General features: G+C 46.2%; 22 protein-coding genes. 9 read left to right on the top strand and 13 right to left on the bottom strand.

Translation table 11 applies throughout. The features are described 5' to 3' along the window. Positions 1-301 precede the first annotated feature (301 nt). Positions 302-1,393: a DUF3239 domain-containing protein gene (locus QZW82_RS08790; protein ID WP_293147119.1), complete on the bottom strand. Its 1,092-nt coding sequence runs from the start codon at positions 1,391-1,393 to the stop codon at positions 302-304. A 433-nt stretch (positions 1,394-1,826) separates the two neighbouring features. Here QZW82_RS08790 and QZW82_RS08785 point away from each other — a divergent pair, with 433 nt between their 5' ends. From QZW82_RS08785 to glmS, 3 genes are all read left to right on the top strand, one after another. Then, positions 1,827-2,732, top strand: a complete 906-nt coding sequence (locus QZW82_RS08785; RefSeq protein ID WP_293147118.1) for a CoB--CoM heterodisulfide reductase iron-sulfur subunit B family protein — start codon at positions 1,827-1,829, stop codon at positions 2,730-2,732. Between the two features lie 261 nt (positions 2,733-2,993). Then, positions 2,994-3,239: a photosystem I iron-sulfur center protein PsaC gene (gene psaC, locus QZW82_RS08780; protein ID WP_015175986.1), complete on the top strand. Its 246-nt coding sequence runs from the start codon at positions 2,994-2,996 to the stop codon at positions 3,237-3,239. A gap of 379 nt (positions 3,240-3,618) precedes the next feature. Beyond that, positions 3,619-5,562 carry a glutamine--fructose-6-phosphate transaminase (isomerizing) gene (gene glmS / locus QZW82_RS08775; RefSeq protein ID WP_293147117.1) on the top strand — a complete coding sequence of 648 codons (1,944 nt, stop codon included), beginning with the start codon at positions 3,619-3,621 and terminating at the stop codon, positions 5,560-5,562. A 213-nt stretch (positions 5,563-5,775) separates the two neighbouring features. On the opposite strand, the gene QZW82_RS08770 is transcribed toward glmS, so the two are convergent. Both QZW82_RS08770 and QZW82_RS08765 read right to left on the bottom strand, forming a co-directional pair. After that, positions 5,776-7,383 carry an O-antigen ligase family protein gene (locus tag QZW82_RS08770; RefSeq protein WP_293147116.1) on the bottom strand — a complete coding sequence of 536 codons (1,608 nt, stop codon included), beginning with the start codon at positions 7,381-7,383 and terminating at the stop codon, positions 5,776-5,778. 45 nt (positions 7,384-7,428) lie between these two features. Next, positions 7,429-8,274, bottom strand: coding sequence for a YaaW family protein (locus tag QZW82_RS08765; RefSeq protein ID WP_293147114.1), 846 nt, complete (start codon positions 8,272-8,274; stop codon positions 7,429-7,431). Between the two features lie 255 nt (positions 8,275-8,529). On the opposite strand from QZW82_RS08765, the gene QZW82_RS08760 reads away from it, so the two are divergent. After that, entirely contained in the window at positions 8,530-9,597 is a 1,068-nt protein-coding gene (locus tag QZW82_RS08760) for an FAD-dependent oxidoreductase (protein WP_293147128.1), read from the top strand. Positions 9,598-9,719: 122 nt separating this feature from the next. Continuing rightward, entirely contained in the window at positions 9,720-10,202 is a 483-nt protein-coding gene (locus QZW82_RS08755) for a GNAT family N-acetyltransferase (protein WP_293147112.1), read from the top strand. Positions 10,203-10,296: 94 nt separating this feature from the next. On the opposite strand, the gene QZW82_RS08750 is transcribed toward QZW82_RS08755, so the two are convergent. From QZW82_RS08750 to QZW82_RS08735, 4 genes are all read right to left on the bottom strand, one after another. Next, positions 10,297-11,181, bottom strand: coding sequence for a Uma2 family endonuclease (locus tag QZW82_RS08750; protein WP_293147110.1), 885 nt, complete (start codon positions 11,179-11,181; stop codon positions 10,297-10,299). 609 nt (positions 11,182-11,790) lie between these two features. Further along, positions 11,791-12,723 carry a polysaccharide deacetylase family protein gene (locus QZW82_RS08745; RefSeq protein ID WP_293147108.1) on the bottom strand — a complete coding sequence of 311 codons (933 nt, stop codon included), beginning with the start codon at positions 12,721-12,723 and terminating at the stop codon, positions 11,791-11,793. Positions 12,724-13,289: 566 nt separating this feature from the next. Next, positions 13,290-14,876 (bottom strand): bifunctional pantoate--beta-alanine ligase/(d)CMP kinase, encoded by a 1,587-nt coding sequence (locus QZW82_RS08740; protein ID WP_293147127.1) that lies wholly within the window; start codon positions 14,874-14,876, stop codon positions 13,290-13,292. A gap of 348 nt (positions 14,877-15,224) precedes the next feature. Continuing rightward, positions 15,225-16,292 carry a septal ring lytic transglycosylase RlpA family protein gene (locus QZW82_RS08735; protein WP_293147106.1) on the bottom strand — a complete coding sequence of 356 codons (1,068 nt, stop codon included), beginning with the start codon at positions 16,290-16,292 and terminating at the stop codon, positions 15,225-15,227. A 665-nt stretch (positions 16,293-16,957) separates the two neighbouring features. Here QZW82_RS08735 and purM point away from each other — a divergent pair. The 3 genes from purM to QZW82_RS08720 all read left to right on the top strand — a co-directional run bounded on the left by purM (position 16,958) and on the right by QZW82_RS08720 (position 19,183). Beyond that, a complete protein-coding gene (purM, locus tag QZW82_RS08730; RefSeq protein WP_293147104.1) occupies positions 16,958-17,986 on the top strand; it encodes a phosphoribosylformylglycinamidine cyclo-ligase in 1,029 nt (342 codons plus the stop codon). A 259-nt stretch (positions 17,987-18,245) separates the two neighbouring features. Then, positions 18,246-18,518, top strand: coding sequence for a hypothetical protein (locus tag QZW82_RS08725; protein WP_293147102.1), 273 nt, complete (start codon positions 18,246-18,248; stop codon positions 18,516-18,518). A gap of 371 nt (positions 18,519-18,889) precedes the next feature. After that, the gene (locus tag QZW82_RS08720) at positions 18,890-19,183 is read left to right on the top strand and encodes a hypothetical protein (protein ID WP_293147100.1); all 294 of its coding nucleotides are present in this window, start codon (positions 18,890-18,892) and stop codon (positions 19,181-19,183) included. Positions 19,184-19,337: 154 nt separating this feature from the next. Here QZW82_RS08720 and QZW82_RS08715 read toward each other — a convergent pair whose 3' ends face one another. The 4 genes from QZW82_RS08715 to QZW82_RS08700 form a co-directional block, all read right to left on the bottom strand. Next, entirely contained in the window at positions 19,338-19,673 is a 336-nt protein-coding gene (locus QZW82_RS08715; RefSeq protein ID WP_293147098.1) for a XisI protein, read from the bottom strand. Continuing rightward, entirely contained in the window at positions 19,661-20,080 is a 420-nt protein-coding gene (locus tag QZW82_RS08710) for an element excision factor XisH family protein (protein WP_293147095.1), read from the bottom strand. Before QZW82_RS08710 ends, QZW82_RS08715 begins: the two co-directional genes overlap by 13 nt. Before the next feature lie 70 nt (positions 20,081-20,150). Beyond that, the gene (locus QZW82_RS08705; RefSeq protein WP_293147093.1) at positions 20,151-20,462 is read right to left on the bottom strand and encodes a DUF433 domain-containing protein; all 312 of its coding nucleotides are present in this window, start codon (positions 20,460-20,462) and stop codon (positions 20,151-20,153) included. Between the two features lie 203 nt (positions 20,463-20,665). Further along, entirely contained in the window at positions 20,666-21,712 is a 1,047-nt protein-coding gene (locus QZW82_RS08700) for a UPF0104 family protein (protein WP_293147091.1), read from the bottom strand. A gap of 103 nt (positions 21,713-21,815) precedes the next feature. Between QZW82_RS08700 and QZW82_RS08695 the strand changes: the two genes are divergently transcribed. Further along, positions 21,816-23,852 carry a S8 family serine peptidase gene (locus tag QZW82_RS08695; RefSeq protein ID WP_293147089.1) on the top strand — a complete coding sequence of 679 codons (2,037 nt, stop codon included), beginning with the start codon at positions 21,816-21,818 and terminating at the stop codon, positions 23,850-23,852. Positions 23,853-24,115: 263 nt separating this feature from the next. On the opposite strand, the gene QZW82_RS08690 is transcribed toward QZW82_RS08695, so the two are convergent. Both QZW82_RS08690 and QZW82_RS08685 read right to left on the bottom strand, forming a co-directional pair. Continuing rightward, complete coding sequence (locus tag QZW82_RS08690; RefSeq protein WP_293147087.1) at positions 24,116-24,595, bottom strand: hypothetical protein; 480 nt, start codon at positions 24,593-24,595, stop codon at positions 24,116-24,118. A gap of 279 nt (positions 24,596-24,874) precedes the next feature. Continuing rightward, a complete protein-coding gene (locus QZW82_RS08685; protein WP_293147085.1) occupies positions 24,875-26,548 on the bottom strand; it encodes a glycosyltransferase family 39 protein in 1,674 nt (557 codons plus the stop codon). Between the last annotated feature and the right edge of the window lie 275 nt (positions 26,549-26,823).

The following is a 26,823-nucleotide window of genomic DNA, read 5'->3' as shown; positions in this document are numbered from 1 at the left end:
CTTTGAGGCTTCACTACACAAGAATTCTCAGACTGCTTTTAAGTCTTTGTCTGGACTAATTAGATTTTGCTGGCATCCATACATTCTGTTTCCCTCCTTGGTTTATATTAGCATAGTATTCTTGATTTAAGATTGAAATATGACTGTAAAACAACCAATACAAAAAAAATATTGAAGGCGGTTGAAACCGCTACCGACTTCCTCCTCATGTCTAAAAGCCAGAGGCTTCCGTCTCGTTTCTCGGTGAAATCATTGTCTAACAAAATAGAAACATTTATGTAGCATGACTTTGCCAACAGCATCATAGATTTGGTGGACGATTGCCATGGACGCGAATGTACTCATCTTGCAGCTCTTGAAAGTAATCCATCAAACATTGTCCTGTTTCGCACCAATAAAGATCTTGCCGAAGGATATAATCATTACATCCACAACAAAATGTATATTCGCTATATAGAAATGGGTTGACTAAGTAGCTACGGATAATTTCCTCTGGCATTCTTGTTGAAACTTTAAAAAGTGCATGAAAGTAAGTTGCTGGCACTTTATTAAGAGTTCCTTGATAGCGCCGTTCAGGAGGAACAGTAATATGGTCTGTCATTTGACCATCTGGTAGAAGTTTTGTGTGTTCCTCCTGGTGACTAGCGTACAGCGGAAGAAAGACGATCTCGTGGCAAAATGCACAGCGAACAAAAGGTATGGGGTACAGCCCTGGTTTCTTTGTCTGAATATAATTAAGCCCTACTTCAAGTTGCTGCCATTCCCATTCTGGTATACTCTGAAAGACTCTTTCTATATCAGTTTGATTGTCAGTTACACAGTTTACCACTACTGGATGAAAGTCCTCCCAGAATGCTTTTTCGGTGCTTCGTTCATACAAAGCAACAGTAGCAAGTCTTGTACCAACTGGAGGGATGCCATTCTTCATCCATCGAAGGGGTTGAGGCAAAATCTTGATTGCATGGTGTGGTTCTATACCTGTAGTAAGATCGGTGAATACTGCAACTAAAGGTGGCTTTGATGCAATAACAATACCAGGATTAACACAGCCATGAATGAATTGTTCGCGCACATGATTAGCCAGCCATATCATTTGGTTTAGTAATCGTGATATACCAAACCAAAAGAAGACATTAAATATAATAAGACCACACAATGCAAAGGGTAAGCTCTTTAAACTTTGACCTTGGCGGATAACTTCAATTACTGCTGATGCAAAAATGCGGTTGATGAAAAAAGCTACTCCAACTACCAAAATGAGTGGAAGTAGGAGCTTCACTGGTTCATGGGGAAATGAACGCAGCCAGTAAAGATAATTGACGCGGAGCATTCCAGGATTTGATGCCTGTGTACGATCGTCCAATGTGAAAGAACGGTTGAGATTATCTGACATTGCTTTTCGTACTCGTATATCTCTTAATAACTGTGCTCTAATTGAGGAAAAGCCTGAGGAGGATTGGGATAACCATCGCGCAGTTGGCGTAGGATGGAAATCAAAGCTTGGTCTTGTAATGCCTCAATTTCCAGCGACAGCATTACTGCCCTGTGTTGTCAGTTCTCGGTGAGTTGCTTGGCTAAAGCCAGCATGGCGGTGGTTTTACCAACTTGTCGGGGGTGCATGGATGACGAAATAGTTGCGTTGAGCAATTAATCCCTCCAAGCTGGGTAAGCGGAGTGTTGGGGGCAGCGTATAGAACCCATTTGAGATCTATTGCCGTAACCCTAACCCCCCCCCAACCTATGGATTCTATAGGTTCAGCAAGCATCCCAACGCGCGATCGCTCTCCTGTCTTGTCCCTTGTCTTGTGTTCCCAGCAGCAACAATTATGCCATCCCCAAATCTAAAATATGCTTACTTTCCCGGTTGCGTCGCCCAAGGGGCCGCCCGCGAACTTTACCTGTCTACTCAAGCGCTGACTCAAGCCTTGGGCATCGAACTGGTGGAACTCAAAAAAGCTTCCTGCTGCGGTTCTGGCACTTTCAAGGAAGATTCGCAGTTGCTGGAAGATACTGTCAATGCCCGCAATATTGCTTTGGCTGAGCAACTAAATCTGCCTTTGCTGACGCATTGCAGCACTTGTCAAGGGGTAATCGGTCATGTGGACGATCGCCTCAAGGAATCGCAAAAGACCGATCGACCTTACCTCGAAAAAGTCAACGGTTTGCTGGAAAAACAAGGCTGTTCCCCCTACCAAGGCAGTACGGAGGTGAAACATCTCCTCTGGGCGATCGTTGCAGATTACGGTTTGGAGGAAGTACAGAAGCGAGTCACTCGAAAGCTTTCGGGTTTGAAGTGCGCGGCTTTTTACGGCTGTTACCTGCTGCGAGCTCAGGATAACTTGGTTTACGACGACCCGCACCAACCGGAATCGATGGAAAATGTGTTTCGGGCGATCGGGGCAACTCCGGTTTATTATCGAGGGCGGACGCAGTGTTGCGGGTGGCCTCTGGCGAGTTATGCCACTAACCAATCTTTTCAGATGGCGGGCAAACATATTGTAGATGCTCTTGACAATGGAGCTGATTGCATGGTGACTCCTTGTCCGCTTTGTCATTTAAATTTGGATTCGCGGCAGCCGGAGGTGGAAAAAGTCATCGATCGCAAATTGGGTTTGCCTGTGCTGCACTTGCCACAATTGATGGCTTTGGCTTTGGGTGTCGAGCCGAAAAAACTAGGACTCGACAGACATATTGTTTCCACAAAGCCCGTATTGGAAAAGTTAGGCTTTTAGTCGTTTATAAAAGTTCGTAGTAAGGACTTCAGTCCTTTCTAACTCGGATAGGACTAAAGTCCTTACTACGAACCTAGTTACAAAGCACTCCAAGTGCGATCGACTGTGAAGTTTTGTCGCTTTTTCGCGAAGTGCTTCCAAGCACTGCGGTAGACTAGCCTTTGATTCTCTGTGCAGGCTATAGCGGTGGCACCTCGCCGTCAAATCTGTTAATTCGCAGAGCCAGCAAATTTTTAGTGACTCGTTGGGAGCCTTTATTCAATGTCTCATTCAGTCAAAATTTACGATACCTGCATCGGCTGCACTCAATGCGTCCGCGCTTGTCCGACTGACGTTTTGGAGATGGTGCCCTGGGATGGCTGCAAAGCAGCTCAGATTGCCTCTTCTCCCCGCACCGAAGACTGCGTAGGTTGCAAGCGTTGCGAAACAGCTTGCCCTACCGATTTTCTGAGCATCCGGGTTTACCTGGGAGCAGAAACCACTCGCAGTATGGGTCTAGCTTACTAAATATCGATCGAACTGTCGATCGAGTTACGAGCACAGGAGAGGGGGCGATTAAATTGCCCCCTCTCTTTTTGTCGCGGAATCTGCATTCTGCGACAGGAAGAAGCTAATACAATTTTGGATTTTGGATTTTGGATTTTCGATGACCGGCAACAAACAGGCGCAAGCCCCCGACGCGAGCGTCAGGATCGGAATCAAAATTTTAGATCTTAGTTCCAGCTTCCAAATTCAAAGCTGCAAGTCAAATCTAAAATCTCAAATTTAAAATCGACTGAGTATCATGGTTGAGAGCTTCCCTACAGTTGCATTCTTTTTTGCAACTGGTGTAAAAATGATAAAAATTGGGTTTTATCGCGATCGCTAAGCAGGAGTAGTACCTTAAATGTGCGGAATCGTTGGTTATATCGGCACGCAAGCAGCAAGCGAGATTTTGCTATCAGGATTGGAGAAACTGGAATACCGGGGTTACGATTCATCAGGCCTCGCCACCATCTCCGAAGGAAAAATTACCTGCATCCGAGCAAAAGGCAAATTGCACAACCTCCGGGAAAAGCTAGCAGAGATAGACTCTCCCGCTCCCATCGGTATCGGACACACCCGCTGGGCAACTCACGGCAAACCAGAGGAATATAACGCTCACCCTCACCTAGATAATAGCGGGCGAATTGCCGTAGTTCAAAATGGAATTGTCGAAAATTATCGCGAGTTGCGCGAAGAATTGAAAGCCAAGGGACATAAATTTGTCTCGGATACGGATACAGAAGTTATCCCTCATTTAATAGCTGAAATTTTCCAAGAAGGAAGAACGAAGAACGAAGAAGGAAGAAGGAAGAAGGAAGAAGGACAAGATCCAACAGCAGAGGAAATTACTGAGTTGTCGTTTTTGGACGTGGTTTCAAAGGCGGTAAATCGGTTAGAAGGAGCTTTTGCGATCGCCGCGATTTGTGCAGATTTTCCAGACGAAATAATTGTCGCCAGACAGCAAGCTCCTTTGGTGATTGGCTTTGGTGCAGGTGAATTTTTCTGTGCTTCCGACACGCCAGCGTTAATATCTCACACCCGCGCTGTTTTGTCCCTCGAAAATGGCGAATTGGCAAGACTAACTCCGATGGGAGTAGAAGTTTACAGCTTTGCAGGGCAAAGGCTGAAAAAAACTCCGCGCCTACTCGGCTGGAATCCTGTTTCTGTCGAGAAACAGGGCTTCAAGCACTTCATGCACAAGGAAATTTACGAACAGCCGGCAGTCGTTCGAGCTTGTTTGGAGACTTATTTAGACAGCGATTGGCAGCCCGGAAATCCAGGCTCTCCAATCAATCTCAACTTGCCGAAAGAACTTTGCGCCGATGTCGAACAAATTTCCATTCTCGCCTGCGGAACGAGCTGGCACGCATCGCTAATTGGCAAATATTTGTTGGAACAGTTAGCTAATATTCCCACGGCTGTGCAGTACGCTTCTGAGTACCGTTACGCGCCCGCACCGCTGACAGCAAATACTTTAATTATTGGGGTAACTCAGTCGGGAGAAACGGCGGACACGCTGGCTGCTTTGGGGATGGAACAGCAGCGTCGCGCGGCTTTTACCGATAAATTTCGATCGCGAATGTTGGGCATTACTAACAGGACTGAAAGCTCGATCGCCCACATGATGCCGCACATTATCCACACCCACGCTGGGATAGAAGTTGGCGTTGCCGCAACTAAAACTTTTGTAACTCAGTTGATGGCTTTCTATTTCTTAGCTTTGGATTTGGCGCACCAGCGGCAAACTATAAGTAACGAGAGATTGGCAGAAATTATTACTGGTTTGCGCCAGTTACCAGCCCAAATCGAGAAGTTTTTGGAGATTCAAGAACAGTATGTGGAGGAATTATCGCACCAGTTTACTGAAACCCAAGATTTTATCTTTTTAGGGCGGGGAATTAACTTTCCGATTGCTTTGGAAGGGGCGCTGAAACTGAAGGAAATTAGCTACATTCACGCTGAAGGATATCCGGCGGGAGAGATGAAACACGGCCCGATCGCCCTTTTGGATGCTAAAGTGCCTGTAGTGGCGATCGCAATGCCCGGAAGCGTCTACGAAAAAGTCCTTTCCAACGCTCAGGAAGCCAAGGCCCGCGACGCCCGTTTAATTGGCGTTACGCCAAAGCAAGGCGCGGCGGAAGCTGATATTTTTGACCACGTTTTGCCGGTGCCTTTGGTGGATGAATTGTTGTCACCGATTGTGACAGTAATTCCGCTGCAATTGTTGGCTTATCACATTGCCGCGCGTCGAGGTTTGGATGTGGATCAGCCGCGGAATTTGGCGAAGTCGGTGACGGTGGAATAATAATTGACAGTTGACAGTTGTCATTAGTCATTAGTCATTAGTTATTAGTTATTAGTTATTAGTTGTTCGCTCTAATAACCAACAACCAATAATATCAAGCCCGGTCGATTACCATAATAAAAAAGGTTCGTAGTGAGGACTTTAGTCCGCATCCATAGAAGGACTAAAGTCCTCACTACAAACTCCGAGAGCGTTCGATCGGACATGATATAATTACTCATGCCCGATGCCCGATGCCCGATTCCCTATTCCGCAAATAGCCGCCAACAGCACCCAACTTATCGTATTAACCCGCAAATCAAACAGCGTCACGTCTACAGTGTTAAACAGCGTACACGCAGCGAAGGCTAATAAATAACTGAAGAAAATTAGGCGATCGGCATTTGCGACATCTTGACAAATCACCTGATTAGTGCTGGTAGACATTGAACTTTGATCCAGAACTAAATTATTTTCTGGTACTTCGAGAGTTGCTATTTGCTCCAGTTTAATATCCACAGCAGAAACCTGCCAATTCGCCAACAGCAAAACACCTCTAGCCAAAACCCAGCCAACTAAACCAAATAACAAAAGCGTTGTCGGCAATCCCGTTTCCGCAGCCAACATCAACATCAAACTGTGAGGATGACCCAGCCATTCGTGCATTCTATCTTGATAGAGAGGCGTAAAATTTCGCAGTCCCCAACCAGTCCAAGGACGCTGCTGAGCCATCGACCAAGCAAATTCCCATTGAGTAGTTCTCAAAGTAGCAGTCGGGCGATTTGGAAACATTTCATCCGTGAGTCTCGCCCAGAAAAAAGCCGGGATAATTATTCGTAAATATTGCCGCAGCGGTTCCGGGCCAAACGCCGACAAAAACACTGCACCCACCGCACTAAAAACCGCAGCTAATATTTTTTTATAACCCGCATAAAATGCAAAAGCCAAAACTGCCAAAACTGCCAATCCCCAAGCATTCCGAGAATTAGTGAAAATCAAACAAACAGCATTTCCTGCTACTCCAAAACTTAAAAATAGGAATTGGGCATTGGGAATTGGGCATTGGGAATTGGGCATTGGGAATTGGGCATTGGGCAATTTTCCCAATCTCCCCGTCTCCCCGTCTTCCAATCTCCCCGTTTCCCCGTCTCCCTTCTTCCTTCTTCCTTCTTCCTTCTTCCTTCTTCCTTCTTCCTTCTTCCCTCTTCCTTCTTCCTTCTTCCTTCTTCCTTCTTCCATCCACAATCCGAGTGTTAAAATAAAAGCAATTGTTAAATAGCAGGCTAAAATATTAGCGTACATGAATACAGAAGCCATGCGGCCGGGGGGATTGCCTTTTGGTTCCAGTACCCAGCCAAAAACAGGCTGCAATTGATCGATGCCGCTCCAACCTAAAAATTGCTGTCCCAAACCCAAAATTATTACGGGAATTGCACTAATTGCTATTATCCAAGACAACTGTCGCAACTGAGCCGGAGTTTGAATTAAACTGCTGAAAGCAGCAAACAATATAAAGAATGGCCAAAAATTGCACAGGCCTAAAACAGCCTCGATGCGGTTGTTGGCAAAAATCGTCGTGATGACTAGCAGCACACTCAAAATTGCGAATCCTCGATTCAGCGGGCTGCGGCAGATTTGCCGGAACTTTTGCTGACAGGTGCCGGCCAATCCCAGGAATATTCCTAAAGCTCCCAAAATCGGAATTGTCGGAAAAATTAGAATTCCGATTTGAGCGAAATTCCAAGGGATTTGCAGGCGGCGATCGGGATGTTTTTGCAGGTGAGAATTGAGATTTTTGGCTGTCTGTTTTGCAGCTAATTTCCACATTTTTTTGATATTCACCCCAACTCCCAATTATTCAATTCTTCCATCCAAAATCCAACATCGCTATGCTAGTTCCCAAACGCATTCCGATCGCGTTAAGCGAATTTGAGCCAAGGCAAAAATGGTCGGGATAATGCGCCCGTAGTTCGTAGAAATCGATCGCCAACCCAAATCTGCTAAAAACCAAGTCCACATCACCGGGCCGAGCAATGAAAACACGCTCCGCGTTGCACCGTAACGAGCAGCACTTACTGCCATACCTCGCCGCGCCGTCTGAATAGCGACATAATTTTGAAACTGGGTTGCTGCGGTTGCAGTCCCTGCGATCGCTGCTTGTGTGGCCATTTGATAGGTAGCAAAGTGCAGCGCAAATTGATTGGCCATCAATTTCAGCAACATGGGTTTTAAAATTGAACTAACGGCTAAAGCGCTGCCACCTTTGAACAGCAAACCGAGCGGGTCTTTTTCAGCAGAAATTGGCAACGGTTCAGAAAGTTTAGCATCGACAATTGCTCGCTGTACGCGGACTGTCAGGGCTTGCTGTTCGTCTTTGGGTAAACGCTTCCAGGTGCGGCCCATTAAATGCAGAAATACTTCTGCCTCTAAGTCGGTGGTTGACAACTGTTTGGGATAAGGGATTTTGAGATAGCGGCAAACTTGAATTAGTGCTTGTCTGTAAGTTACTTGTTCGGTTCGCCCTCTCAGTACCGTCAACCCGTCGGCTGCAAGGTAGCGAAACCTTTGTTCTACGGCGTCTAGCCATGCTTCGCGATCGCGACTTTGTACGTCTATGGGTGCGGGAGTTTGCACGTAATCTAAAGGGTTAAACTTGCGACTGAACAGAAGTTCGGTTAGTTGCTGCAATTCTTCTTCTGTTGTCAATTCTAGTGCTGCTCTGAGTTCGTCCAAGATTTTGCCCTCCCGTATACCATTTTAGATTGTAGATTTTAGATTTTAGATTGTCCCTGAGTTGCGCGCTTTGGAAGTTGCCGATCGCTACATTTTTTTTAACTAATCTTACCTGTCGATTATTTTACTACCTGGCGGAGGGCGATGGCTTACGCCCCGCTACGGCTTTGGGCTTTTATGTTTGTGGTGCAGAGCATCTTTTGACCCGCAGCCTTTATGCTGATTGGTAAATCAAAAATACCTGACAGTTTAACTATGTTCGATGTTGTGGCGATCGGTGCGGGGATGGCGGGGCTGATTTGTGCTCGACAGTTGCGTCTGGCTGGCTATTCTGTGGCGGTTGTTGAGAAATCTCGCGGCCCCGGCGGACGAGTCGCTACTCGCCGCGTACATGGCACGAGGGCCGATCACGGGGCCCGCTATTTGGAGCCGCAGGGGGATGCAGTGCAGGCGTTAATTGATGTTTTGGTCGATCGCCAGATCTTGCAACTCTGGACGGATAGCGTGGGAGAATTCCGACAAGGAGAAATATTATCTATCCCTAGTTCTTGTTATGTCGCACCTGCTGGGATGAATGCTGTCGGTAAATATATCGCAGAGGGTTTAGACGTTTGGTACGGCCGCCGAGTCAAAGCGATTTCTCGTACTGAGAGTGAAATGTGGCATCTTGCTCTGGAAGTTACCGACGACAATTTAGAGCTACCTCAAGAATTAATTGCTAGGGCTGTGGTGGTGGCAATTCCTGCTCCTCAAGCTTTAATGTTTTTGGATGCAGAACTTGGTTTGTCCTCTGATTTTCTTGACAAATTGCGCTCTGTAGAATACGACGCTTGCATTACAGTTATGGCTGGCTATTCTGCTGCAAAACAGCAAGATTTAAGCAATTTAAATCCGCAGTGGAAATCGGTTGCTTTTCCCGATGATGCTGATTTAGGTTGGATTGGTTTGGACAGCAGCAAGCGGCTAGACTCCCAGCAGCCGGTGTTTGTGGTTCACAGTAGCGGTGATTTTGCCGATCGCCATCTCGAATCAGTTGATTTGCCAACCGTAGGACAGCAATTGCTCGATCGGGCTTCCGAACATCTAATCCCTTGGCTGAATCAGCCGGAATGGTTGCAGGTTCACCGCTGGCGCTATGCTTTTTGTCGGAATCCTTTACCTGTTTCTTGTTTGGTAGCCCAAGAAACTTTGCCGTTGGTGTGTGCGGGGGATTTGTGCGGGGAAGGTCAAATTGAAGCTGCTTTGCGATCGGGAGTTGCTGCGGCTGTTTGGGTTGATTCTCAGTTGCAAGATTTGCCCTTAGATTTCAGTGTGAATTCGTAAGCCCAAGTGCATTTAACTTGTAGGGTAAAGTTTAACAAAAGTCCTGTGGGGTGGGCGTCTCGCCCGCCCTAAACATACAATTTAAGTATGCGACAGCTTAGTGAAGATTTACAGCAAAGCAAATGGTTGAGATTAAACGAATCGGGCAGCATCAAATTGAACAAGCTAAGCAAGTAGTTAAGGCGGTATCTCTAGAAATTTGGCAGGGCGTATTAACCGAGGATGAGTTGAGTCGCTACGATTCCATGTCTGATATTGACAATGTGCGATCGCACTATTTCGACAATAACGGCACATTTTTGGTATTGGTCGATCGCGAAAAGGTTGTAGGCACCGGAGCAATCCGAAAACTCGATCGTGAAATCTGCGAACTCAAGCGGATGTGGTTTCTCAAACAGTATCGAGGACAGGGATTAGGCTCGAAAATGGCTCAAATACTCTTTGATTTCGCACTCGCAGCAGGTTATGGAAAGATTAGGCTTGACTTAGCAAACGAAGAGCGACAACCAGAGGCACTCAAATTTTATAGGAAGCTGGGCTTTTATCCAATTGATAGATACAACGATAGTTCATGTCTTGTATTTATGGAGAAGTTGTTGCCATAGACTTCTGGCAAAAAATACAGTCAAGAACAGGCATCCTGCCTGTTCCACAACAATTATGCCAGAGATCTAATAGTAAGGACAAAGAAGCAGAGCTTTATCCCAAACGCTGCACATCCTCGACTGACAGCGAAAGCGCTTGGGCAACTTGTTCGACAGTCAAACCCATTCCCAGCAGTTGGGGAATCGCATCTCGTTGTGTTTGCTCAGCGCGCTCGGCCCGCTGACTTTCAGCTTCAGCCCGCTGACTTTCAACTTCAGCCCGCTGTCGTTCCTGTTCGGTATGGAGGCGTTCGAGTCGAGCTTGCTCGCTCCCCGTCAGCAACAAATTTCCTTCGTTATCCCACCAACGCAACCACCGCTGTGTCTGATTTTGATAGCTGCCTTCCCATAGGCCTAACTCTACACCCATGCGGTCGATCGGGTAATGTCCGCGATCGTTCGGTTCCAATCGCTGATAGCAGCCGTTCACCCAATTGTAAACTTCGAGTTGGCTAGTTTTAATTACATAGATGGCGTAGTAGGGAATGCGGATAATCTGTTCGTATACCCAAAATTTCCCTGGTTTCTGAGTAGTGCCTTCTGGTAAACGAGATAAAGGCGTATTGTCTCGCTCTTCAGAACCATTTCCACTGGCAAACTCGATCGCAATTATTGGCACCATATACTCGCGCCAAATCACGTAAGAGCGACGAATTTCGCCGTCCACGAGGGGCCCAACGTTAGGGACGTAGAACCAGTCAGGCGCTTCGGCACCCTTTTCTGGTGGGTCGGTTTCGCGCCAGTAGATGCCACAATCTTGCCCGATCGCATATTGTCCGTCAGGATGAAGAGTTTGCAGCGTGCTTTCTAGGGAGTCCGTGAGCAAAATGCTCTGGGGATGCTCTTGGAAATTTTTCACAAAAGTACCGTCAGATTCTGGGAGTTGAGTGTGATCGGGGAAGGCGGGGGGTATGCCTGTCGCACTGAGACGTTGGGTCATGGCTGATACGCGATCGACAAGTGCGATCGGACTGGTGCTCTATTACAACAGCATAGCGACTGTCGATCGATTTGTGCAGGGGAATAAGGAATAACGAAAAAGGGAAATGGAATTAAAGCAATCAAGAACCATATAGTAACCGGGCGCAGTAGGTTTGTAGTGAGGACTTTAGTCCTTTCTTCTATGAGGGGTAAAGTCCTCACTACGAACATATCAGTAGGTTTGTAGTGAGGACTTTAGTCCTTTCTTCTATGAGGGGTAAAGTCCTCACTACGAACATATCAGTAGGTTTGTAGTGAGGACTTTAGTCCTTTCTTCTATGAGGGGTAAAGTCCTCACTACGAACATATCAGTAGGTTTGTAGTGAGGACTTTAGTCCTTTCTTCTATGAGGGGTAAAGTCCTCACTACGAACATATCAGTAGGTTTGTAGTGAGGACTTTAGTCCTTTCTTCTATGAGGGGTAAAGTCCTCACTACGAACATATCAGTAGGTTTGTAGTGAGGACTTTAGTCCTTTCTTCTATGAGAACTAAGGTTATTTAATTGTGATGGATATATCGATTTGTCAAAAATGGAAAAATGGTGATTAATTCCACTATCCCATGTTTTTATTTTTGTGCTGTCTCCTGCTTATTTAAAACTTGTTCTTGCATCCGCAATAACTCTGGAACTGTTACAAATTTGTACCCTTCCTTTCTGAGTTTAGCAATAATATCCGGCAAAGCTTGCACAGTTCTCGAACGATTGCCGCCACCGTCGTGCATCAACACAATGCCACCAGAATTTGCCTGCCGCATCACGTTGTCCATCAAGGATTGCGTCGCAGTCCGCCAATCTAAAGAATCAGCAGACCACATGATAACTGCATAATTTTTCTTCTGTGCGTAAGCTGCCAATCCATTATTTAAAATGCCTCCTGGCGGCCGGAACATTGATGTTTTGACGCCTGTTACTTCCTCAATTAATGATGACGTGCGATCGATCTCGCGAGCCGCACCGTCTTCGTTATACTTAATGTATTGGTGGTTCCAAGTGTGGTTGCCGATCGCGTGACCGGCTGACGCAACTTGTTTGCCAAGTTCGGGATATGTTTGCAGGTATCTTCCTACCCAAAAAAATGTAGCCTTAATATTGTTTTTCTTCAGAATCTCTAGGATTTGTCTAGTAGTTGTCGGCCAGGGCCCGTCGTCAAATGTCAGGGCGATCGCCTTGTGCTGTTCGTCCAGTTTTGCCTGACGCAGCATGGTACCTTTAAACTGGGATGGTAGGGATGATTGAAAACGAGTTTCCTGCTGTTGAGCTAGGGCTTGTTGGGAAACTTCAACTCGATGGGCGATCGCTCCTGCGATTCCACTAACATTAGATATCAGTTTTGGTTCTGGCGAGGATACTGCCAAGACTTGTGGCTGTCTCGGTGGCGCTGGTTGATTGGCGCGCAAGTTCATCGGCAACGTTACACCCAGCAAAAAACTGCCCGCAGCAGCCAGAAAAGCAACGATTAATTTTTTTCGCCGCCTCAAAAGCCGTTTGATATTTGTCACGTCATTAATCTCCTTCACACCTTCGACAATTAATTCTAGATTTTATGTTGATATTAGTTAGTTCACCTTAGAGGATAATCTTAAATCAGATTGTCCCTAGCAATGTTACTCCAACTAACCGATCGCGGGGAAGTCCGGCAGGATGGGAGCATCTCATTTTTGCAAAAAAACATTTCTTTTGACAGTCACATTTGTAGTAGGGTGCGTCAGCCACTTCTGGCTCCCCCACCAAAAAATTCGGCTCCTCGCTGACGCACCCTACAATATCTACTCGCACGGCATTAAAAGCAAAACACAGATGCACTCGGCAGGATTAACAAGTTTAAGAATTTTCAGCGAGAGTTCCCCTAACCGATCAAAACGGGGAATAGTGGCAATCTTCCGGAAGGTAGTTACCAGAAAGAATTGGTTGAAAGCCCCAAGTCTTTGAGGGAGAAATTAAAATCCGACTATTCATTACTCCAATCCTCGGACTTAATGGTAGAGGTCGCTCTTCTTCGGTCAACTGTTAGCTGTCAACTGTCAACTGTCAACTGTCAACTGTCAACCGCCCCAGCGCCTTCAAATTAACTTTTAGGGCCGGTTCTCTCTTGATACAAGCCGACAATCCGATCGATAACTTCGTCAACAGTCAGATTATCTGTTTGAATTTCCACAGCATCAGCAGCTTTCCGTAAAGGTGCGATCGGGCGAGTGCTGTCCTTGGAGTCCCGCAGAGCGATGTCTTGTTCTAACTGGGTCAAACTAATATTAGCCCGATCGGCGTCTTTAAGTTCTAACATCCGCCGGCGCGATCGCTCTTGTACCGAAGCCGTCAAATAAATCTTCAATTCCGCATCGGGAAAAACATTAGTTCCTATATCGCGGCCTTCTGCCACAATCCCACCTTTTGTACCGCAGCGCCGCTGTTCATCTACTAGAAACTGGCGCACAGCGGGAATTGCCGCCATTTCCGAGACGCGAGATGTCACTTCCAAACTGCGAATTTCCTGGGTTATGTCTTCGCCGTTAATCTTCAGCATAAAAGATGCCGGATCGAGATTGTATTCCAAATAGCTGTAACTAATTAATTCGGCGATCGCACATTCGTCGGACATCGGCGTGTTTGTTTTCAAAGCCAGCCAAGTCAGCGCCCGGTACATCGCGCCGGTATCGAGATAAAACAAGCCCAAAGCTTTTGCTGCTTGGCGAGTTACGGTAGATTTGCCAGCGCCCGCCGGGCCGTCGATCGCCACAATTGGCCTGCGGTTCCTCAGAATTATATTGTCAATCAACCGAGTAGAGCCGACTCTGGCTGCTACGGCTAAAAGTCCCGCTGTTTCCACCACCTCCAACGGCATCAGAGTATCGGGATCGACGAGTTCGGCGTATTCGAGCTTAACTTCTGGTTCTCTTGCCACTTCTGCGCGGGCGGCAGCGAGTGTGGCGACCGAAGTGCGGTCGCCTGAAGCAAAAGTTTTTGAGGCTTGTTGCAGCGCGCGGAAGAGGGCGCAGGATTGCTGTTTTTGCTCTGTTGTTAAATACTGATTTCGAGAACTCATTGCTAGTCCTGATTCTTCGCGGACGATCGGGCAAGCAACAATCTCTACAGGCAAGTTAAAATCCCAGGCCAGTTGGCGGATAATTGCTAGCTGCTGGGCGTCTTTCTGACCAAAATAAGCTTTTGTCGGCTGCACCAAACTCAAAAGTTTGGTAACAATTGTCGCGACGCCTTGAAAATGACCGGGCCGAGACTTGCCGCACAACACCGATGTCATCGCCGGTGGCGGCACTACTTGAGTTAAGGATGAAACTTGAATTTGTGTTTGGACGGTTTTGTCGGTTGCTGCGCGATCGCCCCCTGGATTCCCAAACATTTCTGTGGCTGGGGGAGCAAAAATGGCATCAACGCCAGCTTGTTCGCACAGCAGCCGGTCTCGATCCAAATTTCGGGGATAATCTTGAAAATCTTCTGTCGGGCCAAATTGCAGCGGGTTGACAAAAATGCTGACAAGGACGATCGCATTGTCTTGTCTTGCCCGCTGGATCAAGCTGAGATGTCCGGCGTGCAAAGCTCCCATCGTCGGCACCAAACCGACTGTCACGTGAGGTGCAGCAGACTTTTGTGAATTTAAGTAGCAGCGAAGTGCTGCAATGCTAGTAAACAGGCGCACCGGTAGACTCTCCTGAAGGCATTCGGCAGAATGCAGAATTTTGTTTGTCGGAATTTGTTCGATCGGACATCTTGCACGGATGTTAGCAACTTGCCTCGCCCGCATCGGGACTCGACGAGTCCAAGATGTCAGTTTTATTCTACTTTCTGCCTTCTACACTTCCGATAACTTATTTATTGTGCTGCCTTTTCAGAAAGAATTGGTTTAAAGCCTCCACCCTTATAGGGAGAAATTAAAACAAGACTATTCATTACTCCCATCGTCTTCATTCCCAGTAGAGGTGACTGTCAACTGTCAACTGTCAACTGTCAACTGTCAACTGTCAACTGTTCACCGTCCTACACTTGTTTACTGTTTGGATTCGATTACTTGGATTTCCACTCTCGCAACGCCGCTGCTCATCATTCCGAGCACGTTGGCTGCGCCGGCAGACAAGTCAATCAGCCGATCGCCCACGTAGGGGCCGCGATCGTTAATCCGAACGACGACGGAGCGGCCGTTGTCAAGATTTCGCACCATGACTAGAGTGCCGAAGGGCAAGTGGCGGTGTGCAGCAGTCAAGGCATTTTGGTTGAAACGCTCGCCGCTGGCGCTGAGGTTGCCATCAAATCCGGGGCCGTACCAGGAAGCCCAGCCGCTGAGCCGCACTTGAAGTGGGCCCAAAGATAGCACGGGGGCTTCTGGTTCGGGTTGGGGTTGGCCTGCGACTGCTTCTAAGGGAGGGGCGTTGCCCAGGAGTCGGCGGAGGCGATTGGTTACTTGCAGCGCATCTCGGCTGAAGTTGCTCGTGGTGTCGGGGAGGATGTTTTGAGCGTTGATGCTTACCAAATCCTCGCCGTTTGCCTGGATTATGTAGCGATCGCCTTTTTCCCACTTAACGGTAATGCTGTTGGGATCGATGTTGTTGCGGTTTAGCTGGTTGAGTCTTGCTGCTAAGCTAGATGCCCGCCACATTGGATCTGGTTCTTGATTGGTGGAATTGCTGGCAGTGTTTCCGGCTTTGGGATTTTCTTTTGTGCCGGCTACTTTCAACTGACTGCTACCACTGGCTTTGCTATCGCCAGTTTCTCCAATTTTGGTGTTGGTTTCCTGGCTTGGGTTCAGAAAGGTGATGACTGGAATGTTTCGCACGTAGACTGTCACTGCTTGTCGCCCGTCCAAGTCGTGGGGCTGAATTTTGACGATCGAGTCTTGGTCAATGTCAGCTCTTGCTTGGTACTGATACTGTCCAACTTTTTGTGCTTCCACCCGAGTTGCGTTTAACTGCGGGGACGGTTGGGTGGCAATTACTTGCTGCTTGGAACCCTGAGAGTCTGGCTTCAGAGCGTCTGTCGCTTGTGCGTGACAAGAAGATGCCGTTCCTACCACAGGAACTAACAGGACAGCGAGTAAACCACCAACAAATTTTTCCTTCATACGTCCATTTTTGTGAAGAGCCATTGCCAACCGAGATTGGAGGATTGGCCATTTGGCGGCAGGCGTCAAGGATTTTTCTCGATCCCTTCGCCATTCCCCCGTGAGTCAAAGCAAAGTATCCGGGTGCATTTTTGCTGTAATGCTTCAGCCCCAAAAAAAATTGGCTGAAACTTCCCCGATCTTTGACAACTCATACTCGATCCGCAATTTGTGTTTTGGTAACGAACTGCAACAGACTACCACAAACTTTTGCGCTTGGGGATCGCTGTTTCGATACATTTGAGCAATATTGCTCAAATTTTCTCAGAACTCTGTCTGATAAAGTCCTTTAATTGCAGTGGTTACAGCCATTTTCAGGATTCCAGAAATTTTTACAAAAATTTACAAAAAATTCGCGTATTTTATGGTTGCCGAAGGATTAGCCTGAAAAAATCTGTTTGTCAAGTATTTAAGGTTGAGTTCGCAACCAAACGGATACTTGCTGTGAGCCCAAAATTTTAGACTCTATTCGAGATCCGAGATCCACGGTTCGTTCAACGTTGGCGCTTAGCTGGAAGTCTAAAATCCCCAATCCCCAATCCAAAATCTAAAATCCAAAATCCAAAATCCAAAATCGACTGACGGTTCCGAATAAACTAAAACGTACAAATCGATTTGGCAGACTTATGGATTATCGAGCAGCAGGTGTGGATGTTGAGGCGGGCAGAGCTTTTGTCGATCGCATCAAGAATACAGTCAAAAGTACCCACCGATCGGGAGTTTTGGGCGGATTCGGCGGATTTAGCGGATTTTTCAGCGTTCCGGAGGGTTTAAAAGAGCCGGTGATGGTTTCGGGCACTGACGGCGTGGGAACTAAGTTGAAATTGGCCCACGATCTCGATCGACACGACACGGTAGGTATCGACTTGGTGGCGATGTGCGTCAACGACGTGCTGACATCCGGCGCCGAGCCCCTCTTTTTTCTCGATTATTTAGCGACAGGAAAGTTAAATTCCGAACAATTAGCTGGGGTGGTGACAGGAATTGCTGACGGTTGCAAGCAAGCGGGCTGTGCTTTACTCGGAGGGGAAACCGCAGAAATGCCCGGTTTTTACCAAGCCGGTGAGTACGATTTGGCTGGTTTTTGCGTGGGTATTGTCGAAAAGAGCAAATTGCTCGACGGTTCGCAGGTACGGGTGGGAGATGTGGCTGTGGGGCTGGCTAGTTCCGGCGTGCACAGCAATGGTTTTAGTTTGGTGAGAAAAATTGCTGGCGATTTGGGTTTTGATTGGAATTCCCAACCAGAAAAGTTAGGCGGAAAAAGTTTAGGAGAAGTGCTGCTGACTCCGACTACAATTTATGTGAAACCAGTCCTCGAAGCCATTAAGAGCGGTTTAGAAATTCACGGCATGGCTCACATTACTGGCGGCGGTTTGCCGGAAAATTTGCCCCGCTGTTTGGCAGCAGATCAATCTGTGAAAATTGACTGCAATAGCTGGCCGAGTTTGCCAATTTTTGACTGGATTGCTGAGGCTGGCTCTGTGGCGACTGCCGATATGTTCAATACTTTTAATATGGGTATTGGCTTTGTGCTGTTGCTCGATCGCCGGGAAGTTGAGCAGGCTGTGAAGTGGTTTGAGTCTCAGGGAATTGGTGCGTTTGCGATCGGCGAAGTAATTGAGGGGAACGGCGAATTAGTCATGGGCGTCGATTAATTTTAGTTGCATGAATTAAAAAAAAAATCGCCTTTTTTTTAGGGTCAAACGCTTGACTTTGACCATTCAATAAAGTATTATTTAATAATGGGAGTGGTGGCAATTTTAAAATGTAAGTCACCATTCCCATTATCTAAAATATACCACAAGAATTCTGCAAAAATCAATAGGTAATCCGGTTTTTTTAAAGTAAAGTTTTTAACAACATTAATCGCATTAACTCTCATTATAATCAAGACAACCTAAAGGAGGTAATACTATGTTGACAAGCGATCTCAATGCTCTACTTGACCAACAAGCACTCCAACGCCAAGATTCCGAATGCCGCTATATTACCGATCGCGTTAACTGGGAGCAATATGAAACTTTACTCACCAGAAATGGGGATAGTTCGGCATATCGAGTCACTTATTTAGATGGAGCTTTAGAAATTATGTCACCTTCCCGTCGCCATGAAAGCAAAAAAACGCGCATTAGATATAGAATTGCTGGCGGAATATGTCCGATATCCCAATTCCCTCGCAGCAGTTAAGAAATTTCGACAACGACTGATTTCTGGTTATAAATTATACCAAGAGATGGTCAAATAATTAAACACGATCGATGACGAATGTTGAGTCTCATATTGATTAGGAGAAACCGAAGCAGGCTTAGCCGCTTTTGCCGATCTGCTTGAAGCTGCAAAAACACAAAAACAACGGGAACGCGACAAAGATTTATCTACAATAGCCATAGGATATGCAGAAGTAGGGGAATTTCCCACTGCTATTGAAATTATCAACGAGATTGAAGATGGAGCGCATAAAATAAGCGCACTTTGGGCGATCGCCTGGGAGGAGTTCAAAAAAGGAGAACAAGTTACAACTCTTGATATCGCCCTTGCAGCTAAAGAAAAAATTAAGGATGAAAAAAAACGCCTACAAGAGGATTGCTCAAATACAAGCAATTGTAGGACAAGGTGAGGAGGCAGTAACGACTGTAGAGGCGATTATTTCAGACCATAATAAGCACTTACCTGACATCGCCTCATGGTTTGCTGAAACAGGCGATCGAGTAAATTTTAAACGCTTGTTAATTCCTTGTGCCTACTACTTGGATTCTGCTTATGAAATGTGTGGATATTTAGCGCGGCTGTATCCAGAGCAAGCATCAGCAGTGGCAAAAGTTTTGAGCGAGTTGAATGGAAAGGAGCGGTAGTTTGCGATCGCCCCTCAACCAACCAATATAACTGAAGGGCGATCGCAACACTCTAAGGAATGAAAATTGAATAACTTAAGCAGCTTTGCTTCCCCATTTTTTTTCCAGTAAGGGCGAAGGGGGGATAGTCGCCTAGGTTATTAAATTTTCATTCCTAAGCAACTCCATAGCTCGTAAATGGTCTTGCATAGGGAGGCTGAAGTCCCAAAACAATATCCTCCCGCGCCACACCCATCAGCACTAACTCCTCAGCAATCAGTTCATCAGTTTGATTGCGTTGAATCCAGACTTTTTCATTGCGGATGTCTAAGTGGATCGGGCAACTATAAATCCGGTTGTGACCGTCCCAACCTAAATCTAATATCTGATAATGGTCATGTTCGGTGTCAAATAATACCTGAACTTCAATGTCGCCATTGATGGGTTTAGTCTTACTATATTCCATCAGGAAAGTGCGAACAATCTGCCGATATTTAGCTAATCGATCCATTCCAAAATCACCTCATTAGTAGGGTCGTATACCAACAACTTCAGATCGTACTCAGCGATAGCCGCTTGGGGTAAAGCACGAGAGAAAAATGAATTATAGGCTGCGATCGGAACTGCCAAATAGAGCGATCGATCTGGCTCCAGACTCCTGAGTGCTAGTCGATAATTCAGAAATTGACCGAGGGCTAAGTGGAAATCAAACATGGCTGATTCACTCAGAAAGCTTTTAACCTCGACTGCAATCTTCTGTAAACCTCGCTCTGCAACTAGAAGCTTTTCCGCCCCCAAGTCAATCCTGAGTCGATCGTCTTTGCTAAACTTTAGCTTCAGCGGATCGTGGGTAATCACCCAATTATCCTTCAGAAGAGCGGATTTGACAGACTCATGGAAAACATCCCTAGCCGACATAGACTTTACTCAAAGACTTTGTTTTTATTCTATCCCAACCCAATCTTCTCATACCTAAAAGCGATGCCACTTACAACAACCCCTTAGCTCGCATTTTCACGAAAAATGGTGAAGGCGAAAGCAGAGATTTTTCCTGTTGTACCTGCTCCCATTCTGCACGAATCTCCTGCTCAATTTCAGCTTGAAAGTCGAAGTAATAAGCCATCGCTGCATGAGCCTCCGACTGCACCAAATAAGGATGCTGGCGGCACATTTCTTCCACTGACCAACCGTAAGCTAGATAATCCATCACAATGTGAACAACCCGCACGCGGGGTATCCGCTGGAACCGTGCGGGTTGACCCGCTACTTTCTCGATATGAGGATAAATTATTGATAGCATAATGATATCCCAAACTAAAATCGCTCAATAGTTAAGTTGAAACAGAAACCACATTGTACAATCTTGTTTGATTATAGCCTAAGAAATTAGGAGACGGCATTGCCGTGTCCCTACAATATTATTTTGGATACAGGAGACGGCATTGCCGTGTCCTGTATCCTGACGGTGCAACCTGAATTGATATCATTCACCATCCACCGCCCCTACAGAAATCGATCGCGCCTCCTATCAATTTTCGCCAAAACAGCACCGGAAACATCCGCCAGAATGCTGATAATCCGATACAAAGCGACGGCACTCAAAATTATACCCACAGAAAAGCGATCGTCCAGGAGGGCGATCGCCGTTGCTTCAAATACTCCCATCCCTCCAGGCGCACCCGGCACAACTAAACCCACCACAAACGCAAAACCAAAAGCACCGAACAAGTTGGGAATATCGATAAAATTCACCGGATTTAAAGCCATTACCGTTAGCAAAAAACCGCTGCCCCGCAATCCGATAAAACAGATTTGTCCGATTAACGGCACTAAAGGATAGCGTTTTATTGGCAAATTATTTTTGCGTTCAGGCTTGACATTAGATATTTTTTTAGTTAGATTGGAGCTAGACTCTAAAGGCGAAATTAGTCGATCGCCCCCAGCATCTCCAACCTCGGAATTTTCGCCCTTGTTCTTGGATAACTTCAAGCGCTCTACAAATAGGACGATCGGATTTAAAATTCGCGGATGAATGGCTATTAAAATAGCAGCACAGCCGACAATTCGCAAAAAACTATCGGTGCCCTCAAAACAAATCAACCCAACCAGCACGCCCGCAGAAGCCATCAGCAACGGTTCCAGCAAAACGCTGAGAGTAGCAGCTTTGGGCGCAATCCCTGCCTTTTTGGCGTCCGAGATGCGACCCCAAAAATGCCAAATATTCCCCGGTAAATACTTGGCAATATTAGTTTTGAGAAAAACTTGAATCGCCCAGGCGGCATTGACAGGTTGGCGGAATTCGCGCAAAATCAACATCCACACCCAGCCGACAAAAATTAGAGACAGTAATGTGACACCAACCGCGATCGCCAATAACGGAAAACTTTCGGCTCTAATTCGGATATTAGCGACTTCTTGCCAGTGAGTTACAAAAGCTTTGGCAATAAATAAAAAGGTGCCGCCCAAAATCGCATAGCGCAAATAAGGCTTGAAACGCGCTTTCGCTAGGTTGAAAAAATTCTGAATTCGATGCAAGTGTTGTTTTCCCATTTTCCGATCCTGATTAATGAATTTGGGATTGTAGATTTCTTAAGGACAATTTCATGTTTTGAATCTAAAATTTAGATTGATTTTATCTAAGGAGTAAACTTCTATGCCCGGCCCGAGCCCTGACGGATTTTCCTATCTTTTAGATGATAGCCCCAATAGTTTCGCATTAACTCCGGGCTTTTTGACTCCTTATCCTAACGGACTTTTTGCCCTCGGAGGTAATGATTTTATTGTCGGTGCCTCGGATGCCGATCGCCTCAGCGGTGATAATGGTAACGACAGACTCCTCGGCGGTGGCAATTCCGATACTCTCTTCGGTGGTGTCGGGAATGACTTGCTTAACGGCGGTGCCGGCAATGACTTCCTGTTTGGCGGGAAGGGCAGCGATACCTTGCAAGGAGGTAGGGGAGACGATAACCTCAACGGCGGCAACGGTAGTGACGTTTTAACAGGCGATGGAGGCAAAGATACGCTGATAGGGGGTTTGGGCCCAGATACCTTTGTCCTTCGCAGCAACTCTCCAGTCTCAGATCCGGCGGTTGCAGACTTGATCGCTGACTTTAACAGTGTTGAGGATGCGATCGGACTAACTGACAATCTTACCGAAGCAGACCTCACTTTAGAAACAGTTTCCGGCACTCCCAATACAGTAATTAAAATTCGCCAATCCGGTGCTATTTTAGGCTTAGTCGCCAACACATCACCACAAAACCTCAGCGGTAAGTTCATCTCTGCAAATCCCGTATTGGGTAACCAACTCAGCCAAGCCCGAGATTTAGGCGTTTTGAGCAGCAATCAAACCATCGCCGACTCGGTTAGCAACGCCCGCCCAGACAACCTTTACCGCTTTACTTTGCCTGCAACTAACGACTTTAAATTAACTGTCAGCGGTTTTAGTGCCGATGTTGACGTGGCTGTGATTAAAGATATTAACGGCGACAATTCTATTGACTTTACCGATATTATTGCTTCTGCTAAAGAATCCGGTTTATCGCCAGAGTCGATCGATCTCAAAAATTTGGCAGCCGGAACATACTTTGTCCGAGTTTATCAAAATCAAGGTAATACAAATTTTACCCTAAATTTATCTGCAACTCCTGCAACTATTGTTCCTGACAATCCCAGCAACTCACCTGGTTTTGACTCTCGTTTTGGGTTTGGTTTAGTTAATGCGGCGGCGGCAGTTGCTAAAGCTCAAGGTGTGCCCACTTTTCCTGATGTTCCAGACTTGGGCGGTGACGAGTGGGGCAGAGACTTAATTAAAGCTCCAGAAGTTTGGACGAAGGGTTTGACTGGAGATGGCATTGTCGTAGCAGTTATCGACAGCGGCATTGACTACAATCACCCGGATTTAATCGGGAATGTTTGGAGCAATGGAGGAGAAAATGGCGTTGATGCCGCAGGTAGAAATAAAGCTAGCAACGGCGTAGATGATGATGGCAATGGCTTTGTAGATGATGTGCGGGGATGGGATTTTGCCAACAACGATAACGATCCGATGGATGATAACGGCCACGGCACTCATATCTCGGGTTTAGTTGCTGCCAAAAAGGATGGAGTGGGAATAACTGGAACTGCTCCGACTGCCAAAGTTATGCCTTTAAAAATACTCAATAGCACAGGAGTAGGCAAAATTAGCGATGAAATTAACGCAATTAATTACGCGGTGGCAAATGGTGCGAAAATAATTAATGTGAGTTTTGGCGGTCAACAGTTCAACGATCGCGAATTGAGCGCGATTCGAGCGGCGGAAGCTAAGGGCGTGGTGGTGATTTCGGCGGCAGGAAATGAAGCTCGCCCGGATGTAGATTATCCGGCTAAGTTTGCGAATGAGGTAGGAATTGCTGTCGGTGGTGTTACCCGCAACGGCTTGTTTGGTGATTATTCTAACCGGGCGGGATCTAACACAATTAGTTATTTTGTCGCTCCGGGCGGCGACGGCGGTAGGGCCGATGCTGGGGACGTTTATTCAACTGTGCCGCTGTCTCAACCGGGGATTCCCTATCGATATTTTGCGGGTACTTCCATGGGAGTGCCGCACGTATCCGGGGTGATAGCTTTGATGTTGCAAGCCAATCCCAGTCTGACTCCTGCTCAAATTAAGCAGATTCTGGCGGAAACGGCGAGTCGATCTGTTTAAAAAGGCACGTTGTTGCGCTTAAGCGCTCTTTCAAAGGTACGTAGTTGCGCTTCAGCGCTCTTTCAAAGGTACGTAGTTGCGCTTCAGCGCTCTTTCAATATATATATCAGAGCGCCTAAATATATATACCCTTTCTCAAAAAGATGAGGTATAACTGACAGCTTATATAACCCTTAAACCAAGAGGGCTGAAGCCCAACAACATACCTCATCTTTCTGATAACCGCTATAAGAGCGCTCAAGCGCAACAACGTACCTCAAAACTTAATAATTGGCGGCGTAAGTCAAGTCAAATTGACGGCACAGAGTGATGCAGCAGTAGCCTGGTCGATCGAATATTAACTCGTAATTCATCTCGCCATCTATTTTGGTAATCGGCTGCTTTAGGGGGATGCCGTGAATGTCGTATTGGCGGCGTTCCAAGGCACTCCAGTCGATAATTTTGATATCGATTTGGTTCTGCAACTCACTAGCGATCAGATATAAGTGCATCTTGTCTTGAACTTTCCCAGTCAGGGGAATTTTCATTAACACTGACTGAGTGACAAGGGGTTTTTGGTCGTTGGGATGCTTTTGAGTGTGGCAGTTGTTGAGTTCGATATCGTAAGGTTCTACCTTAAATTTCTCTCCGTTGGCGATCGCAGACGAGTGTAAGTCTTTCAGGGATTTTTCTAGATGAGGAATCAGCCCTAAATCTGGATCGCACAGCAGTCTGCGAATATTGGAGGCTTCAGTTACTGTCATTTTAGATTTTTGATGTTATGTTTGTGATCCTTAAATTATAGCTTACCGCGAAAAGTAATTCTGTTCTACTATACTTGCGACATACTTCCAAAGACCAGGTTTCTGGGCAGTATTTGCCGGGAAACTAGATTTTGATTCGTTAATGTTTTTATAGCCTTTATCAGAAAGATGAGGTATGACTATAAATGGAGTTTTTTATGCGACCTCGCTTACTATATAATAAATATAAGAGGGCTAAAGCCCAACAACGTACCTCACTTTTTTGAGAACCGCTATAAATTATTTTTTGGTAATTTTCCACAGATTGAGTTCGCCATTACCGCCCACCGGATCTATTTGATAGTTTTGTTGCCCAATTGCCGATCGCAAATTTGAGGAAGGCCTGTATAAAAACAACTCGCCCAAACCGCCGGGAACTTTCGGAGGTTCGGGTTTTTTCCTTGCCAACTCTCGATTTGCGTAGCAAGAAGTGTAACAGCGCGGTTCGATTAGCAGTTTGACTTTTGGTTGCAGGCGATAACTTAAAGGCATGATGTATGCTATGTTCGCATCGCTGATGATGAGGGGATTGCTGGCTTGATTGACAATCGCTGCGACTTCTAATTCGGCACGCAGCCAGCCGCTGCCTTTATTCCACCAACTATCAGCTTGAGAACTAACTCCACCGGAGATGATGCCTGCACAAAACAGTGCAACTATAACTATTTTCCACAGTCTTTGCGGTTTTAAGTTATCAAAATTGTTGCTAATTTTCGCAGACAGCAGGTAAGCAACTGCTAGCTGAATTCCCACATAACAAGGAACTAAATATCGCGGATTTGCCGATCGCCTCCCACCTTTAAGTATATCGGGTACTGCCAAAAATAAGGCAGTTGTGGCAATTAACAATAATATCAATAACCAAACCCGTTTTGGTGTTTGCCGGCATAGAAAATAAAGGGAATAGCCGACTAAAGCTAGAATCATGATGCCAACGGGAATTAGCAAGGCTAGTTGTGTGGCGTTGGCAGTCCCATCAATGCCAATATCAAAAAATCCTATGCTGACGGCGCCCACCCACCTGGTGACTAATCTGAAGAGATTTGTCTGTTCTGCCCATACTGTGGTACTTCTAACTTGATTGAATTTTTCGACAGTATTTACGAGGGAAGGCATGAAGCCAATTAAGGCGACCATTGCGGCTGCATAATAGGCAATAAATGTTTTAACATCGCGCCAGTTGGCAATCACTGCGACGTAGATTGCGTGGGCTGCGGCTACCCAGATAAATAACAAGTGGGTGTACAATCCCATTGCTGCTGTGACTGCGTATAGTGTCCAGTGAGAAACCAGCAACATTGGATTTTGATTGACATCCGGGCGCATTGCTCGCAACAAGGATGCACTGGATAAAATGGTCGTTAATGTCCACAAACTGTACTGTCTGGCTTCTTGGGCAAACAGGATGTGGTAGGGAGAAATGGCAAAAATTGCGATCGCCATCCAAGCCACAGCAGAGGATTCAAATAACTCCCAAGCCAGCCAATAAATGGCGGGAAATACTAGCAAGCTAATGACGGCGGCCAAACTTCTCATTGTTGCAACGGAACTGCCGAACCATTGCGCCCAAAATCGCGCTAGTATGTAATAGAGTGGCGGGTGTTGGGGGTCTTCGGTTGCTAAGGAATTGAGGGTGTCGCTGAGAGTTTTTTGAGAATTTATCTGCTGGTATTTTTGTAAATCTGAGGGCGAAGTTATTTTCTGGTATGAAATTTCTTTGAGAATTTCCGCTTCGGTGTAGCCGGAAACTCTTAAGGAAGTATAGTTTTCGTCGATCCAGTAGAATTTGCGATCGAGATTGACAAATCGAAATAAAATGCCGATCGCTAATACGGCTATAATTAAAAATCGCAACCACTTCTCAAGGGGAGGGTTGTGAGAATTTAGTCGATCGCGATTTTTAGTAGATTCCATTTTATCACTAGCTAATCTCGCATAATTTTTTTGATGTCACCCTACAGACAACACGGTTCGTAGTGAGGACTTTAGTCCTTCTTTCTCAAAAACCAGAGAGAGGACTGAAGTCCTCACTACGAACCTGATTGAAAGGACAACACGGTTTGTAGTGAGGACTTTAGTCCTTCTTTCCTTCTTAATAGTCAGAGAGAGGACTGAAGTCCTTACTACGAACCTGATTGAAAGGACAACACGGTTTGTAGTGAGGACTTTAGTCCTTCTTTCCTTCTTAA

It is taken from the genome of Microcoleus sp. bin48.metabat.b7b8b9.023 (genome assembly GCF_013299185.1).
Classification (GTDB): domain Bacteria; phylum Cyanobacteriota; class Cyanobacteriia; order Cyanobacteriales; family Microcoleaceae; genus Microcoleus.
The sequence above is the reverse complement of the archived record's forward strand: the minus strand, read 5'-3'. Positions and strand labels throughout refer to the sequence as shown.

Excerpts from the sequence above, each read along its gene's own strand:
- QZW82_RS08790 (WP_293147119.1), bottom strand. The coding sequence starts at position 1,393 with ATGTCAGATAATCTCAACCGTTCTTTCACATTGGACGATCGTACACAG.
- QZW82_RS08785 (WP_293147118.1), top strand. The coding sequence starts at position 1,827 with ATGCCATCCCCAAATCTAAAATATGCTTACTTTCCCGGTTGCGTCGCC.
- psaC (WP_015175986.1), top strand. The coding sequence starts at position 2,994 with ATGTCTCATTCAGTCAAAATTTACGATACCTGCATCGGCTGCACTCAA.
- glmS (WP_293147117.1), top strand. The coding sequence starts at position 3,619 with ATGTGCGGAATCGTTGGTTATATCGGCACGCAAGCAGCAAGCGAGATT.
- QZW82_RS08760 (WP_293147128.1), top strand. The coding sequence starts at position 8,530 with ATGTTCGATGTTGTGGCGATCGGTGCGGGGATGGCGGGGCTGATTTGT.
- QZW82_RS08755 (WP_293147112.1), top strand. The coding sequence starts at position 9,720 with ATGGTTGAGATTAAACGAATCGGGCAGCATCAAATTGAACAAGCTAAG.
- QZW82_RS08750 (WP_293147110.1), bottom strand. The coding sequence starts at position 11,181 with ATGACCCAACGTCTCAGTGCGACAGGCATACCCCCCGCCTTCCCCGAT.
- QZW82_RS08735 (WP_293147106.1), bottom strand. The coding sequence starts at position 16,292 with ATGAAGGAAAAATTTGTTGGTGGTTTACTCGCTGTCCTGTTAGTTCCT.
- purM (WP_293147104.1), top strand. The coding sequence starts at position 16,958 with ATGGATTATCGAGCAGCAGGTGTGGATGTTGAGGCGGGCAGAGCTTTT.
- QZW82_RS08725 (WP_293147102.1), top strand. The coding sequence starts at position 18,246 with ATGTTGACAAGCGATCTCAATGCTCTACTTGACCAACAAGCACTCCAA.
- QZW82_RS08720 (WP_293147100.1), top strand. The coding sequence starts at position 18,890 with ATGAAAAAAAACGCCTACAAGAGGATTGCTCAAATACAAGCAATTGTA.
- QZW82_RS08715 (WP_293147098.1), bottom strand. The coding sequence starts at position 19,673 with ATGGATCGATTAGCTAAATATCGGCAGATTGTTCGCACTTTCCTGATG.
- QZW82_RS08710 (WP_293147095.1), bottom strand. The coding sequence starts at position 20,080 with ATGTCGGCTAGGGATGTTTTCCATGAGTCTGTCAAATCCGCTCTTCTG.
- QZW82_RS08705 (WP_293147093.1), bottom strand. The coding sequence starts at position 20,462 with ATGCTATCAATAATTTATCCTCATATCGAGAAAGTAGCGGGTCAACCC.
- QZW82_RS08700 (WP_293147091.1), bottom strand. The coding sequence starts at position 21,712 with ATGGGAAAACAACACTTGCATCGAATTCAGAATTTTTTCAACCTAGCG.
- QZW82_RS08695 (WP_293147089.1), top strand. The coding sequence starts at position 21,816 with ATGCCCGGCCCGAGCCCTGACGGATTTTCCTATCTTTTAGATGATAGC.
- QZW82_RS08690 (WP_293147087.1), bottom strand. The coding sequence starts at position 24,595 with ATGACAGTAACTGAAGCCTCCAATATTCGCAGACTGCTGTGCGATCCA.
- QZW82_RS08685 (WP_293147085.1), bottom strand. The coding sequence starts at position 26,548 with ATGGAATCTACTAAAAATCGCGATCGACTAAATTCTCACAACCCTCCC.